Source organism: Virgibacillus carmonensis (genome assembly GCF_057836705.1).
On record NZ_JBYQFJ010000034.1, the window covers coordinates 1 to 16,229 of the forward strand.

The following is a 16,229-nucleotide window of genomic DNA, read 5'->3' on the forward strand; positions in this document are numbered from 1 at the left end:
CACGGAAGCGAACTGCTTATGTCTCGAGTGTCTAGGCGCTGGAGCTAGACAGATTTTCGCCAAAATTTTATATCTTTGCTCACGAAAAAATTGGAGAGGGATTTCGCTCCCCCTCCATCTAATTTCTATAAAATTTGACGGTCCCAATAACGATGTGCCGCAATCGCTTTAACAAAGTCTGAGGCAAATTCATCCATATCATCATTGACAATCACGCCAACATTATCTGCTTTGCCACTTGATTCCAACCATTTCTTCCCTTCTTGTGTGCCACCAATCGGTTTAAAGTGGGAAAACGCCTCGTTAATAAAGTAAGCTGTTTCTCGGTGGAATTTTCCACTTACATCTTTACCACCAACTACATAAATGGCATCAAATAATACCGATTCACCTGTCAAAAATGTATGATCCGCTTTTAATACTGTTCCATCATTACCTGTCACTTTTCCGAGTTTTTCACTTACGACCTCAGGTTCTACCCCGTCTACCTTAAGGACATTCAACACTTTTAATACCTCACTACCATTAAATCCATCATCAAGCAAAACGGCAACTTTACGTGTTTTTGCTTTTTTATTGGTATTTTCCTGACTTAAGGCAGGTGAAGTTTTGGTAACGTCTGATCCTCCATGTTGAGGAGGTGCAATACCAATTGCTTCAGCAACTGTTTCAGCTAACTCCTTATTTACATGGGCAAACATATCAACCACTTGTCGTTGCACGGATTCACTCTCTACCTTCCCGAGTTCAAAGCTAAAGGCTTCCTTGATATGTTCTTTCTCTGGTTTACTCATACTGTTCCAAAACAATGTTGCTTGCGTGAAATGATCCTTAAAACTTTCACTGCGGGCACGAACCTTACGTCCATCCACTTTTTCCTGATAATGAATATAACCGCCCTCTTCCTCACTTGAAGTTGCAGGAGTATTTTTAGCTAATGAATTATTGTGGTAACTTACTTGACCTTTGTTAATCGTTTGCCTTCCTATGCCATCCCGTTGATTATTATGAAATGGACATACAGGTCGATTGACCGGAAGTTCGTGGAAATTTGGGCCTCCTAAGCGGCTTAACTGTGTATCTGTATAAGAAAATAAACGACCTTGTAATAATGGATCATTTGAAAAATCAATTCCAGGTACAACATGTCCAGGATGGAATGCAACCTGTTCCGTTTCTGCAAACACATTATCGACATTACGATTCAATGTCATTTTTCCAATGATTTTCACTGGCACATCCTCTTCTGGCCAAAGTTTTGTTGGATCTAATATATCAAAGTCAAACTTGAATTCATCTGATTCACCAATAATTTGAACACCTAATTCATATTCTGGATAATCTCCATTTTCAATCGCCTCAAACATATCTGCTCGATGGAAGTCAGGATTCTTACCATTAATTTTTTGTGCTTCATCCCATACTACGGAATGTGTTCCAAGTATTGGTTTCCAATGGAATTTTACAAAATGGGCCTTTCCTTCGTCATTCACAAATCGAAAAGTATGAACGCCGAAACCTTCCATCATGCGAAAACTCCTTGGAATTGCTCGGTCTGACATTGCCCACATAACCATATGTGCTGCTTCTTGATTATTCGCCACAAAATCCCAAAACGTTTCATGGGCTGATGCAGCCTGAGGGATCTCATTATGTGGTTCAGGCTTAAGTGCGTGCACCAAGTCAGGGAACTTCATTGCATCCTGGATGAAAAATACTGGAATATTGTTTCCAACTAGATCATAGTTGCCTTCATCTGTATAAAATTTTGTCGCGAACCCACGTGCATCACGTGCAAGCTCACCAGATCCCCGTGAACCAGCAACCGTTGAAAAACGCACAAATACTGCGGTTTTCTCTGTTGGATCCTGCAAAAATCCTGCCTTTGTATATTCTTTCATTGATTCATAAAGTTCAAATTCACCATGGGCTCCATATCCCCTTGCATGAACAATTCGTTCTGGAATCCGCTCATGGTCAAAATGGGTCATTTTTTCACGAAAATGGAAATCCTCCATTAATGTTGGGCCACGTTCACCTGCTTTTAGAGAAAACTCATCTTCTGATACCTTTAGCCCTTGATTGGTTGTCATCTTTTTACCATTATCATCCGTACGAAACTGCTCTAGTTGTTCATTTTTCGTATTATTATGCTTATCATTCATTTTGAAAGTTCCTCCTTTTGATAATTAATATTGTATAGTTTTCCCTTCCCTGATTATGAAGCAAACAAACACTTCGACCTCTTGACTTTTATTGAAGAAAAGTGCTAAAATGACTTATATTCATTTTTAGAAAGCGGTGTAATTATGCGTGTGAAAAAGCAGGAAAAATACGATGCAATACTGGAAGCAGCATTTGAAGTTATCGAAGAAAAAGGCTTTGAAAACACAGCCATTTCAGATATCGTGAAGCAGGCTAATGTTGCACAAGGCACATTTTATTTATATTTTAAATCTAAGAATGACCTTGTTCCGGCAATCGCTGAAGAATTGCTTTCCAAAACATACGATATGGTTGTCAAGTATGTGACAGACTCTATGTCGTTTGATCAAACGTTGGAAACAATCATCGATGTAACATTTGACATCACGGAAAAGTATAAAGAAGTTATCGTATTATGTTACTCAGGGCTTGCGTATGGTCATTCCTTTGAAAAGTGGGAAGAAATGTATACGCCCTACTACAACTGGATGGAAAAGCACCTGAAGCTTGCACAAGAAAGAAATGAAATTGCACAGGACACCAAGATTCAATTTAATGTGCAGGTAATTATCAATATGATTGAACAAACTGCTGAACGTACGTATTTGTTTAATAGCACTACTGGTATGGAAAGTGTTGAACACCTTAAAGAGGAACTTTTTAATTTCGTTAAACGGGCATTAATTTAATTTTTATCCACAAAATGAATGACAGTCATTCATTAATATATGAGGTGATCGTAATGGCATGGATTTTTCTTTTAATTGCTGGTGTATTAGAAGTATTTTGGGCATCTTATCTAAAATATGCAGATTCCGTACAAGAATGGCTGGTAATTGCTGTTCTAATAGTGATTAGTTTTGGATTATTAACGTTAACATTCCGTACCATATCAGTTGCTGTAGCTTATACCGTGTTTGTAGGTATTGGAACAATAGGAATTTATCTGGTTGGTATTCTAACCGGCGAACCTTTTTCTATCAAACAGTTATTTTTCTTTTTTATTCTGGTGATTGGAGTTCTAGGGATGAAATTTACGACAAAAGAGGGTGACGACTAATGGCTTGGATCTTTTTAATGATAGCTGGTATTGAGGAAGTTATTTCTGTAAGTCTGTTAAAATATGTGCAGGACTATAAAAAAAAGTGGCCGATGTTTATTATTGCACTGGGATATGGTCTGTCCTTCGCTTGTATGGCAGTTGCCATGAAAACTATTACGCCAGGCGTTGCATATGCCATATGGACCGGAATGGGAAGTGTGGGGATAACACTAGTTAGTTATTTTTTGTTTAAAGAAAAGGTTAACTTAGCCCAATTAACTTGCCTCGTGCTTATTGTAATAGGTATTGTTGGACTCAAACTAAACTAATTTTGCAGGAGTTTTGTGATTTGATGAAGAATAGATTTAGGAAGATGAAAACTTAAGGAGAGATTACCATGAAAAAAGTCGCACAAATTGGCGTACCGGTAATAGATATAGATCGTGCTGTCCACTTTTATAAGGATTTACTAAGCCTCCCCCTTTTATTTAACACGGACAGCATGGCATTTTTCAACTGCAACGGGATAAGGCTTATGTTAAGTCTTCCCGAAAAAAAAGAATTTGCTCATGCTAGTTCTGTTATTTATTTCCAAGTTGATGATATCCAGGAATCTTATGAGGACCTCACCGAAAAAGGAATCCCGTTTATCGATGAGCCACATAGAATCACAAAGATGGAAAACACGGAAACCTGGATGGTATTTTTCAAGGACTCTGAAGATAATACTCATGCATTGATGAGTGAAATCATTACGGATTAAAAGAGGATAGCAATGTTATATCTGTTAAATTACAATAACCGTTCTGGTGGAGTTTCGCTATGATCTTCTTTGTCAATTTCTGAAAAAATATCTTGTTGTGTACTTTTTTCTTGGTTACTTTCTGTAGGAACAAGGTTTTGCATCGTTTGTTGTATCTGAGTGAGCAGTTGCTGAAACTCTTTTTTCGTTACAGGCTGTGCTTCTTCTTTTAATATAAAGCCCACCTGGCCATTTGGCTCTAACGTTGCCCATTTTACATCACTTAATTTACTGACGCTTTTCTGCCTCAGATTCATTTCAAGCTGATCTACTGTTAATCTTACTTTCTTTAGATTTTTCTCATTCAAGCTCCCGTTCTCAATTAGAACCTTTGATTTACCAGTAATGAGTTTTTCAAACAAATCACCTTTTACTTGCACAAATTCCATAATGATAAGCGTTAAAACAAGAATAGCACCAATAACAAACGTTACCCAAATGTTCTTATCAGCAACAGGCTGGATGAGCAATGAACCGATAGATATCATAATCACTGTTTCAGTAAGTGTCATTTGCGAAATGGATTTCCTACCTGCCATTCGTAACAAAAATGTACCTGCCACTACAATAAGAATCGCTTTCCAAATTAAGTCCCAATCCATGAAAATCAAGCCCCTTTCACCTTTTTTATTAGTTTGGCTTTGATTTAGGAAATTATTCGATAGGGATAATCGCACCATGACTAAATAAAATATATGTATTGCTAACTGAAGGGATAAAAAAATCAGGCGATGCCAGGCACCCCCCGATTTTTAGTTAGCATTCATTCATTTATTTATTCGCCGTCAAATACATTAACTGCAGCCTCTGCCACCTGGGTATCCTGTGCCACAGAACCACCACTGACCCCTACAGCGCCTACTACTTTTCCATCTTGCATTAATGGGATACCACCGCCAAAGACAACAATTTTTCCTTGGTTTGTCGTGTTTAATCCATAAAGCTCTGCTTTAGGTACTGTAGCCTCTTCTAGACTGCTTGTTGGCATTTTTAAGGCGACAGCCGTCCATGCCTTATTTTGTGCAATGTCAATGCTCGCAAGCCATGCATCGTCCATGCGGTGCACTGCAATAAGGTTAGCACCCTCATCGAAAATAGATATAACCATCTGAACATCTATTTTCTTCGCTTCTTTTTCTGCCCCATCAATTAATTTTTTTGCTAAATCCAACGTCATTTTACTCAATCTTATCCGACCTTTCTTTTTTAAATGAATTAAAATCATCATACTGAATTTTTTCTACTGCTTATAAAAAAGACACTTAATAGTACAATTCCCATTTAACTAGATTAGAAACATTGATCTAATCTGACTATCTGCAACCATTATGACCGGATGTGAACAACTCCAATACTATCATCCATACAAAAAGGGAGCCGAATTAACGACTCCCTCATCCTAGTTCACTTAACTTATTGCGGTTTGTTTTGTTGCGTTTGTTGTGCTTGATCAGCTTGCTGACGAGCTTGCTGTACTTGTTGTTGTGCTTGTTGGAACTGTGGGTCTTGTTGTGCAGTAGGTCCTGCTTGAGCCTGGCAGTTCTGCAGTGATTGTTCTGCTTGTTGCAACTGTTGTTGTGCCTGTTGTAACTGTTGTGGATCAGCACTAGCTTGTGCCTGTTGCACTGCTTGCTGAGCCTGCTGTGCTTGTTGAGCTGCTTGCTGAATTTGTTGCTGTGCGTTTTGTTGTGCCATAGTAAATAAAACCTCCAATAAGTTATTGAGCTATAAACACTCTCTATATATCGTTTACCTGTTTAGTTAAATTATGTACATTAATTTAAACCATTAGAAAAACGCGCCTGATCAATTCAGACGCGCTCACTTTTTACACTATTTCTTTTTTCTTAATTTGCTTGCTTCGTAACTGGCCACATGCTGCATCAATGTCCGCACCATTTTCCCATCTTACTCCACAATTAATTCCATACTGTTTTAACGTTTCAAAAAATGCCTGAATTGTTTCAGAGTCACTACGCTCGTATTGGTTATGTTCATCAACCGGATTATAGGGAATTAGATTCACATAGGTCAAATGGCGCTTGTCAGCAAGTAATTTCGCAAGCTGAACCGCTTCTTTCTTATGATCGTTTACATCCTTTAACATAATATACTCATACGTAATGCGTCGATTCGTTTTTTCTAAGTAGTAATCGACTGATTTCATTAGCTTTTCTATTGGAAATGCCTTATTTATTTTCATAATCCGTGTTCTAAGCTCGTCGTTTGGAGCATGTAAGGATATCGCTAAGTTCACTTGTATGCCTGTATCTGCGAATTCATATATTTTATGTGCAAGTCCACTAGTTGAAATCGTAATGTGTCTTGCCCCAATGCAAAGTCCCTTGTCATCATTAACTACACGCACAAAATCAATCATATTCGTGAAGTTATCAAATGGTTCACCAATTCCCATAACAACGATATGACTAACACGCTCATCATTTTCCTGCTCATCAAGGTGCTTCTGCACGTTCATGATTTGCTCGACAATCTCTCCAGCAGAAAGATCTCGGCTTTTCTTCAGTAGTCCACTTGCGCAAAACGTACAACCAATATTACAGCCTACTTGGGTTGTCACACAAACGGACAAACCATAGTTAAAACGCATCAAAACGGTCTCAATTAAATTTCCATCTTCTAATTTAAATAGAAATTTAATTGTGCCATCCTTTGACTCCTGTTTAACTGTCTCCTCTAATGTGTATAAAACAAAATGTTCCTCAAGCAATGCGATGCAATCTTTGTTCACGTTATTCATTTGATTGAATTCTGTTACACGTTTTTTATATAACCAGTTCCAAACCTGTTGCGCCCGGAATTTCTTTTGTCCATGGTCCTCCAACCATTCTGTTAATTGATTAAAGGTAAGTCCATAAATAGATGTTTTATTCATTGTGTACCCTCTTTTCCACGATGCATTCCTATACCTTACCATATTACTGAAAATATAGATGTGAAGCAAATGGTTTGTAGTGGAAATTATTAGTTGTTACAGCCTGTGATTTTATTTGCAATTAAAAAGCCAGAACCGATATTGGCTCCAGCCTTTGATCTGTACGTCATTAAATTACCGTTATATCGCCTGAACTTGTTCTAGCGTTGATACTATTTTCACCAGTTCCTCGAGAAGCAACTACGCGATGATCGGTTTTCTCCTTACATTCTAATCCGTCAATCCGTACAGTGACATCACCTGAGTTAGCTCCACAAGCTAAGCTTAGCGATTCAGGTAGTTGATCAATTTGTATGTCCACATCGCCACTTGATGCCTTGCAATCTAAGTACCCGCTTACTGTGTCGTTATGATAGACGATGTCCCCTGACGATGTCTCCAATTTTACATTCTTGCAAATAAATCCTCTTAGTTTGATTCCTCCACTACTAGCGTGTAATAATGCCTTTCCAACATCGTTCTCGTTTGCGATAATAGTACCACTTGATGCTTTTACAAAAAGACGATGTTCTACTTTTAATCCTGAAATGGTTTGGCTACCAGATGAGGATGTACTAGTTAATGATTTTGACTCTAATTTATTTAGTATAATATCTCCAGACGATGACCCGACTTGAATGTCTTCATAATTCTTTTCTGGTAATGTGGCCTTCAACCTAACATCGCTATAACTTACACCAAATTGAAAACCAACAGATTGATTATTCGTTTTAAAACTTATATCTAACCTATTCGCTTTCTGTAAAATTTTAAATTCATACTTTTCCGCTAAGTTTTCACTCATTTCACCATCTAAAAAAATACCTATCTCATCCCCCACTGCAGGTAATACCTCTATATCAGCAGAAGATGTTGAGATGCTTATGGTATCAATTTGCTCCGCATTTACCGTTTCTTGCTGGTGGATATCAACCTTATTCTTTTTTAATCCAAACGCTGCCATAGTTTAGCACAACTCCTGTCTCAGAATTCTTCTTACTATTCTAACAGCTCTTCGGAGAAATTTACTCCGTCTGCAGACTGAAATTACTTTTTATGGCAACACTGTACTACCCATCAGATAACGATCACATTCTCTAGCCGCTTCTCGCCCTTCATTAATCGCCCAAACAATCAAGCTTTGACCACGTCGCATATCTCCTGCTGCAAAAATAGCCTCTCGGTTTGTTGTATATTTTCCATACGCTGCGTTAACTGTAGATTTATCTGTGGTTTCAATTTCTAGTTGCTTCAAAAGATCTTGTTCTGGACCTTGAAAGCCAATAGCTATGAGAACAAGATCTGCTGACCATACTTTCTCTGTCCCAGGGATTTCCATACGGTCACGGTTTCCGTCTTCGTCAAAAACAAGTTCGACATCAATCGTATGGACTTCCTTCACGTGTCCATTTGCATCCCCAACCATTTTCTTGGTCATTACGGCGTATGCACGTGGGTCATCGCCAAATTTACTAGCCGCTTCCTTATGACCATATTCTACACGATGAATGATCGGATACTGTGGCCATGGATTACCATGCTCATCTCGCTCGTCACCCTTTTTATCATAAATATCAAACTGTGTAAGGGTTTTACAGTTATGTCTTACAGCTGTTGCAAGACAATCTGTTCCTGTATCACCACCGCCAATTACGATCACGTCTTTTCCTTCTGCAGAAAGATAGTTTCCATCCTCATGATTTGAATGTAGCAAGCTCTTCGTATTTGCATGCAAAAAATCCATGGCATGGTGAACACCTTTTAACTCGTTACCTTCCACTTGGATGTCCCGATGAACAGCAGCACCACCACATAATATAGTTGCGTCAAACTCCTCTTCTAATTGGTTAACAGGAAAATCTACCCCAACCTCCGTATTCGTTAGAAACGTGATTCCTTCTGCTTCTAGAATCGCGACGCGTCGCTCGACAATAGAATAGGAGAGCTTCATTTCTGGAATTCCATAGGTCAGCAAACCACCAACGTGATCATCACGCTCAAAAACAGTTACCAGATGACCCGCTTTGTTCAACTGTGCAGCAGCCGCAAGTCCGGCAGGTCCAGAACCAACAACCGCCACCTTTTTACCGGTACGTTGTTCTGGAACCTCTGGAACAACCCAATCCTCATCAAAGCCCTTTTCAATAATGGAACGTTCAATGGTCTTAATAGCAACGGGCTGTTCATTTATTCCTAAAACACATGCCCCTTCACATGGTGCCGGACAAGCAATTCCAGTGAATTCAGGGAAATTGTTTTTCTCATGTTCCAGATCCAATGCTTCTCTCCACTTCCCCTCATAAACAAGTGTGTTCCATTCAGGGATTAAATGATTCACTGGACATCCAGATGTTACCCCATTTATTTCATTCCCTGAGTGACATGTTGGTACACCGCAATCCATACATCTTGCCCCTTGGGTTCTGATCTCATTATCTGTCATTGGATTTGTATAATCTATCCAGTCTTTTATTCGCTGTATCGGATCGCGTTCACGTTGTGCTTGGCGTTCATACTCCATAAAGCCTGTTAACTTCTCCATTAAACTCCTCCTCTACCTTAATCCCTAATTTGGCATTGTTTTTCATTGTTACTATCCGCCATCGCTAATAACCATAAATTTGAGAATGAAGACCACGTAATCTACAACCTCTTTCCTGCCGGGCGCCCTGTTTTTTCTTATTTACTTTCTTCAAAGGCTTTCATTTCTGCATCAAATTTTGTTAAACCGTCATTTTTCAATGCCTGGATACGATCTTGAATTTTGACGTATGACTTTGGAATAATTTGAACAAATTTTTTGGAATATGTTTCCCAATACGCTAGAATCCGCTCTGCATGGCCACTATTCGTATAGCGAACATGTTGCACGATCATTTCCCGTAGTTTTTCTAGTTCCTCTTGTTTTATTAACGAATGAACGTGTACCAAATCGTCGTTTACTTTTGTATGAAATGTTTGATCTTCATCAAAAATATATGCAACGCCACCAGACATCCCAGCAGCAAAGTTTCGACCAGTAGAGCCGAGTATTACAACTGTGCCACCAGTCATATATTCACATGCATGGTCTCCAACACCTTCAACTACAATGTCTGCTCCACTGTTTCGAACAGCAAAACGTTCTCCAGCAATACCTCGTATATACGCTTCACCGGATGATGCTCCGTAAAATGCGACATTACCGATAATAATATTTTTCTCTGGTTGAAACGTGATAACAGGATCAGGATGAACGATTATTTTTCCACCTGATAATCCTTTTCCGACGAAATCATTGGAGTCTCCAACAAGTCTAAGTATTATTCCCCGGGGAATAAATGCACCAAAGCTTTGTCCTGCAGATCCCTTTAAGGTTAGTTTTATTGTGTTTTCAGGTAAGCCTTCCTCTCCGTAACGACGCGTAACTTCATGACCAAGTAAAGCTCCTGTAACCCGGTTAATATTGCGTATAGCCGTGGTGAATTCAACTGGCTCCTGAAAATCTAACGCCCGTCTACAATTCGGAATTAGCTCCTGGTAATCTAGTGAATCTTCGATGCCATGATCCTGTTTAACTTTTGCATAACGGCCAACTTTCGCTGGTAAGTTTGGTTGATAGAGTAAAGCTGATAAATCAACTCCTTTAGCCTTCCAATGATCAATGGCTTTGTTTGCCTTCAAAACATCTGTGCGACCAATCATTTCATTTATTGTTCTGAATCCAAGCTCAGCCATTAGTTCACGTGTTTGCCTTGCAATAAATTGCATGAAGTTCACCACGTGCTCTGGATCTCCAGTGAACTTTTTTCGTAGCTCTGGGTTTTGTGTTGCAATCCCAACTGGACATGTATCCAAATGACATACGCGCATCATGACACAGCCTAATACAACAAGTGGCGCAGTTGAAAATCCATATTCTTCTGCCCCAAGTAAGGCGGCCATTACGACGTCGCGGCCAGTCATCATCTTCCCGTCGGTCTCAACTACAATTCGGTCTCGCAAACCATTTAAGAGCAATGTCTGATGCGTTTCAGCAAGACCTATTTCCCAAGGTAAACCCGTGTGCTTTAAGCTTGTACGAGGTGCAGCGCCGGTCCCGCCATCATACCCACTAATTAACACCAGATCAGCACGTCCTTTTGCTACACCAGCGGCAATTGTACCAACACCTACTGCCGAGACTAGCTTGACACTAATTCGCGCTCTAGGGTTTGTGTTTTTTAAATTGTGAATCAATTCTGCCAAGTCCTCAATCGAATAAATATCATGATGTGGAGGTGGCGAAATCAATTCAACGCCAGGTGTCGATCCCCTTACCTCTGCTATCCATGGATACACTTTTTTACCTGGAAGATGTCCACCTTCCCCAGGCTTCGCACCTTGAGCTATTTTGATTTGAATTTCATCTGCATTAACAAGATAGTGACTTGTAACACCAAATCGACCAGATGCAACCTGTTTAATCGCACTTCGTCTGGAGTCTCCGTTATCATCTTCTGAAAATCGTCCGGGATCCTCCCCGCCTTCTCCTGTATTGCTTCTCCCACCAATTCGATTCATAGCAACTGCTAATGCTTCATGGGACTCCCTACTAATTGATCCATACGACATGGCACCGGTTTTAAACCGTTGACAGATTGATTCCACAGATTCTACTTCTTCAATAGGAATTGGCAACTGTTTTTCAAAATCTATTAATCCTCGAAGTGACTGTAAATTGTTTGAGTCATCTGTTAGTAGATGGGTATATTTGTTGAACAAATCATAACTATTCGTCCGGCAAGCATGCTGAAGCATGTGAATCGTGCTTGGATTGTATTGATGATCTTCGCCGTTTTCTCGAAATTGGAACTCATCCCCAGCATCCAAACGTTGCTCACCGCCGCGCCCTTCACCAAATCCATCTTTATGCAACATAAGCGCTTCTTTTTCTATGACATCCAATCCAATTCCACCAAGACGTGAGGCGGTTCTCGTGAAGTACCTATCAATTACGTCTTGATGAATTCCTACCGCTTCGAAGATTTGTGCACCACGATAGCTCTGAATCGTCGAAATCCCCATCTTGGATAAAATTTTTATAATGCCATCTGTAACTGATTGAATGTACCGTTCAATCGCTTCATCCACTTGATAATCTTCTAATTCATTTTTTTCAACTAAATCTTCAATTGAATCAAATGCCAGATACGGATTTACTGCCTCTGCACCATATCCGAGTAGGGTTGCAAAATGATGAACCTCCCTTGGCTCAGCCGACTCAAGTAATATACTAACCGTGGTACGAGTTCGCTTCCTGATTAAATGATGATGCAATCCAGATACGGCTAATAGCGCAGGAATGGCTGCGTTCTCCTTGTTTACACCTCTATCTGATAAAATAAGTAGTGTTGCTCCACCTTTAATCGCTGCGTCAGCTTTTTCAAATAACACATCTAATTCCTGCTCGATTGACCCGTGTGTCGAAACATCAAAAAGGATCGATAGTTCACAAACAAGAAATCCATCTACCTGTTCCGCACGAAGCTTTTCGAGTTGACTATTCTTTAAAATAGGAGTTTGCAAACGAATATGTTTACAGCTTTCAGGCGCAGGATCTACTAGATTACCCTCTCTACCAATTGTTGTTTCTACCATCGTAATAATCTTTTCACGAATAGCATCAATCGGAGGGTTGGTCACCTGAGCAAAAAGCTGTTTAAAATAGTTATAAAGAAGCTGCGGCTTTTTTGATAGTACAGCAAGCGGAGAATCATACCCCATCGAACCAATTGGGTCTTTTCCGTCTATTACAAGTGGCTTGATAATTTTATTTAATTCCTCTTTTGTATAGCCAAATGCCAGTTGCTGTTTTAAAAGATCTTCCCCGTGAATATGTCTCTTCTCATATGCAACTTCCGGGATATCATCAAGAGCAATTTTATTTGACAACCATTCCTTATATGGTTGCTCGGAAGCAATTTTCAGCTTAATTTCGTCATCAGGGATAATAACTCCTTTTTCCAAATCAACCAGTAGCATCTTACCTGGTTTCAGACGATCTTTATAAGCTATATCATCTGCAAAAATATCAAGCGCGCCAACTTCTGAACCCATAACAATCATGCCACTTTTCGTAACATAGTACCGTGCAGGTCTTAGTCCATTTCGGTCCAAACATGCTCCGATTTGATTGCCATCTGTAAAGACAAGTGCAGCAGGCCCATCCCATGGTTCCATTAGTGAGCTATGATAATCATAAAAGTCCCGTTTTTCCCGTTTAATGGTCGTATCATTTGCCCAAGGCTCAGGAATCATCATCATGGCAGTATGCGCAAGTGATCTTCCTGAAAGATGCAAGAATTCAAAGCAATTATCAAATATGGAAGAATCACTGCCTTCAGCATCAATAACAGGAAGTACTTTTTGAAGATCATCTTCCTGGAAATACTCAGATTTACACAGCTGCTCGCGCGCACGCATCCAGTTGACGTTTCCACGCAACGTATTAAATTCACCATTATGAATCGTGTATCTATTCGGGTGCGATCGCTTCCAGCTTGGAAATGTGTTCGTGCTAAAACGTGAGTGAACAAGTGCTAATGCAGATTGAAAATTTGGATGGTTCAAGTCAATGTAAAATGAATCTAGCTGTTCTGGAATCAACATACCTTTATACACAATCGTTCTCGTTGATAGACTGCTTATATAGACATCATCAAATTCAGGATACGTTGCCATTGTCTTTTCAATCCGTTTTCGTATCACATAAAGCTTGCGTTCAAAAGCCATTTGATCGGCAAGCTCGTCTGACCTTTTAATGAATAACTGCCGTATAACAGGTTTACTTTTAGCGGCTACTTTTCCAATGAAGGAATCATTAATTGGCACTGGACGCCAACCTAGAAAAGTTTGTCCTTCTTCCAGTATTATTTGTTCAAAGATATCCTTACTTCTAATCCGTGTCTCATGTTCTACCGGAAGAAAGACCATTCCAATTCCGTATTCGCCTTCACTTGGCAAAATAATATTCTCTTTTTCACATTGCTTTTTAAAAAAGCGATGAGGAATCTGCGTCAATATACCAGCACCATCACCAGTACTTGTATCCGCGGATTGCCCACCTCTATGTTCTAGGTTACATAAAATATTTATCGCATTTTGAACGATGTTATGTGTTTTTTCACCATTTATATTCGCAATCATGCCAATTCCACATGCCTCGTGCTCATTGGCAGGATCATACAAGCCCTGCAATTCAGGGAATCCGTTTCTTGTCATCACAACAACCCCTTTTTCAACTTATCAAAAAATTCTAGTAACTAATAGTATATCATAAAATAATCTTTAACATAAAATTCTGATAAGTTTATTTGCCAAAAATAAAAAGAGAAAGCGCTATCAACGCCTTCTCTTCTTCACTTCATCCATTTTGGAATAAAAATCATTTTCCATGTCCCGTTCAAAGAAATTTCCTAATTTACAAAGATAAGCAATGCAATCAGCAATTTCTTTTCCCATTTCAACTGTTATCTGTTCTTGAGCTAGCTTAAAAGCTGCCTCTTCTTCCATTCCTTCTTCCATTAGCTGCTCTGTGGTAACAAACAGCTCACGTAATAATTCCGCGACTTCAGCCACTTCTGTTGTTAGTAACATATGACTCGACAACAGTGACGTTTTTTTTCGTTCGTAGGATTCGTCTTTAATGTGGAAGTTTAGTTCTTTCTGGTATCCCTTGGTGAATTCCTGTAGTTTATTCATTATGCACCTCTTATATTAAATTTTCGGGTAGATGTAATTATACATTATCCCTCGAAAATTAAAAAACCAGACCATTCGCATCTCTGCGTTGATCTGGTTTTATTCCACTTTAATTACTACCGTTTTTCACCATTGTTGCTACTTCAATCGTACGTTTTGCCTGGTGTTTTACTGCACCTTCTACATCTTCAATCATTTCTCCATCTGGGCCAACTGTAACACTTGTGCCGTATGGATTTCCACCAGCACCGAATAATACTGGATCAGAATATCCTGGGGACGCCACAATTGCACCCCAGTGGAACATGGAGGTATATAATGCTAACAGTGTAGCTTCTTGACCACCGTGTGGATTTTGAGCAGAAGTCATACCACTCACAACTTTATTTACTGTCTTACCATTCGCCCAAAGTCCACCTTGTAGATCTAGAAACTGTTTAACTTGAGACGGTAAGTTACCAAAACGAGTTGGAATGCTAAAGATTACGGCATCTGCCCATTCTAGATCGTCTGATGTTGCTTCTGGAACGTCTTTTGTTGCGTCAACATGTGCTTGCCATGCCGGGTTAGATGCGATAGCAGCGTCAGGAGCAAGTTCAGTGACTTTCAACACTTTTACCTCAGCACCTTCAGCTTTACCACCTTCTTCAGCCCATTTTGCTAACTGATAATTGGTTCCAGTTGAACTATAATAGATTACTGCTAACTTAACGTTTGACATTTTATCCGTCTCCTTCTTATTTTTAAATAGTTTATTGAAAAAACCCATGTTTAAACTCCTTTTATTTATTTCCAATTAGCAATTTATTATCAACTCTAATGCTTAATTAGAAATAATTTATAAGGATTACTTTACGTAAGTTAGTATAATTAAATAACTAAATAATGTCAAGTAAGTTATTTTCCGTTTTAGCACAACCCTAAAAAAATCCAAGAAATAAACACCAATTGCGATGTTCGATTCCTTGGATTATTAACTAACCATTGCTATGTTATTATTTACCGTTATTTAGCAACCTTTTCAGCAATATATGCGGAAACGTCTGCAATTTCTTGTTCAGAAAGCTGACCTTCAAACGCTGGCATGCCGCCTCCACCTTTTTTCACTTGCTGAATTACTGCATCGTAATCGCTTGAAGCTTGTAGGCTTGGCCCACTGCCACCTGCGCCTTCTTGTCCATGACAAGTCATACAGTTGCTTTGATATACTTCAGCACCACTTGCTGCATCTCCTTGCGCGGTTGTTTCTCCGCCGCCATTACCGCCATTGTCACCGCCTGATTCAGATCCTTCTTCTCCACCGCCGCCTCCGCCACAAGCAGAGATAACCATAATCAATGCGAGAAACAGTAAGGAAACCAAAAACTTTTTATTCTTTAGCATTATTTCATCTCCTTAATTATTAATTTAAACTATACGTTTACTAGTACTTACCTTAAACAAACAATGGTAAAACCTAGTATTTGTTTTTTACATGTAACTATTCATAATTTGTCACTAATTTGTTTAAATTGAAGCTCATA

At 39.3% G+C, this 16,229-nt stretch carries 15 protein-coding genes; 4 read left to right on the plus strand and 11 right to left on the minus strand.

Annotated elements, in window-relative coordinates; all coding sequences use genetic code 11:
- Positions 1–125: 125 nt before the first annotated feature.
- Positions 126–2,165: a catalase gene (locus AC3G7N_RS17750; protein WP_489423504.1), complete on the minus strand. Its 2,040-nt coding sequence runs from the start codon at positions 2,163–2,165 to the stop codon at positions 126–128.
- Between the two features lie 144 nt (positions 2,166–2,309).
- Here AC3G7N_RS17750 and AC3G7N_RS17755 point away from each other — a divergent pair, with 144 nt between their 5' ends.
- The 4 genes from AC3G7N_RS17755 (at position 2,310) to AC3G7N_RS17770 (ending at position 4,010) form a co-directional block, all read left to right on the plus strand.
- Positions 2,310–2,894: a TetR/AcrR family transcriptional regulator gene (locus tag AC3G7N_RS17755; RefSeq protein WP_489423505.1), complete on the plus strand. Its 585-nt coding sequence runs from the start codon at positions 2,310–2,312 to the stop codon at positions 2,892–2,894.
- A gap of 53 nt (positions 2,895–2,947) precedes the next feature.
- Entirely contained in the window at positions 2,948–3,265 is a 318-nt protein-coding gene (locus AC3G7N_RS17760) for a DMT family transporter (RefSeq protein WP_489423506.1), read from the plus strand.
- A complete protein-coding gene (locus AC3G7N_RS17765) occupies positions 3,265–3,576 on the plus strand; it encodes a DMT family transporter (protein WP_489423507.1) in 312 nt (103 codons plus the stop codon). The genes AC3G7N_RS17760 and AC3G7N_RS17765 overlap by 1 nt, the downstream gene beginning before the upstream one ends.
- A 68-nt stretch (positions 3,577–3,644) precedes the next feature.
- Positions 3,645–4,010 (plus strand): VOC family protein, encoded by a 366-nt coding sequence (locus tag AC3G7N_RS17770; protein ID WP_489423508.1) that lies wholly within the window; start codon positions 3,645–3,647, stop codon positions 4,008–4,010.
- Between the two features lie 29 nt (positions 4,011–4,039).
- Here the strand turns inward: AC3G7N_RS17770 and AC3G7N_RS17775 are convergent, their stop codons facing one another.
- From AC3G7N_RS17775 to AC3G7N_RS17820, 10 genes are all read right to left on the minus strand, one after another.
- A complete protein-coding gene (locus AC3G7N_RS17775) occupies positions 4,040–4,651 on the minus strand; it encodes a DUF421 domain-containing protein (protein WP_489423509.1) in 612 nt (203 codons plus the stop codon).
- 173 nt (positions 4,652–4,824) lie between these two features.
- Positions 4,825–5,235, minus strand: coding sequence for a GlcG/HbpS family heme-binding protein (locus AC3G7N_RS17780; protein ID WP_489423510.1), 411 nt, complete (start codon positions 5,233–5,235; stop codon positions 4,825–4,827).
- Positions 5,236–5,462: 227 nt separating this feature from the next.
- A complete protein-coding gene (locus tag AC3G7N_RS17785; RefSeq protein ID WP_489423511.1) occupies positions 5,463–5,744 on the minus strand; it encodes a hypothetical protein in 282 nt (93 codons plus the stop codon).
- A 133-nt stretch (positions 5,745–5,877) separates the two neighbouring features.
- Positions 5,878–6,945: a dual-specificity RNA methyltransferase RlmN gene (gene rlmN, locus AC3G7N_RS17790; protein ID WP_489423512.1), complete on the minus strand. Its 1,068-nt coding sequence runs from the start codon at positions 6,943–6,945 to the stop codon at positions 5,878–5,880.
- Between the two features lie 169 nt (positions 6,946–7,114).
- Positions 7,115–7,948 carry a DUF4097 family beta strand repeat-containing protein gene (locus AC3G7N_RS17795; RefSeq protein ID WP_489423513.1) on the minus strand — a complete coding sequence of 278 codons (834 nt, stop codon included), beginning with the start codon at positions 7,946–7,948 and terminating at the stop codon, positions 7,115–7,117.
- 90 nt (positions 7,949–8,038) lie between these two features.
- Positions 8,039–9,526, minus strand: coding sequence for a glutamate synthase subunit beta (locus tag AC3G7N_RS17800; RefSeq protein WP_489423514.1), 1,488 nt, complete (start codon positions 9,524–9,526; stop codon positions 8,039–8,041).
- Positions 9,527–9,663: 137 nt separating this feature from the next.
- Positions 9,664–14,226, minus strand: coding sequence for a glutamate synthase large subunit (gene gltB / locus AC3G7N_RS17805; protein ID WP_489423515.1), 4,563 nt, complete (start codon positions 14,224–14,226; stop codon positions 9,664–9,666).
- A 120-nt stretch (positions 14,227–14,346) separates the two neighbouring features.
- Positions 14,347–14,706, minus strand: a complete 360-nt coding sequence (locus AC3G7N_RS17810; RefSeq protein ID WP_489423516.1) for a nucleoside triphosphate pyrophosphohydrolase family protein — start codon at positions 14,704–14,706, stop codon at positions 14,347–14,349.
- Between the two features lie 109 nt (positions 14,707–14,815).
- Positions 14,816–15,475 carry an NAD(P)H:quinone oxidoreductase gene (wrbA, locus tag AC3G7N_RS17815; protein ID WP_489423517.1) on the minus strand — a complete coding sequence of 220 codons (660 nt, stop codon included), beginning with the start codon at positions 15,473–15,475 and terminating at the stop codon, positions 14,816–14,818.
- A gap of 236 nt (positions 15,476–15,711) precedes the next feature.
- Positions 15,712–16,089, minus strand: a complete 378-nt coding sequence (locus tag AC3G7N_RS17820; protein WP_489423518.1) for a c-type cytochrome — start codon at positions 16,087–16,089, stop codon at positions 15,712–15,714.
- Positions 16,090–16,229 lie beyond the last annotated feature (140 nt).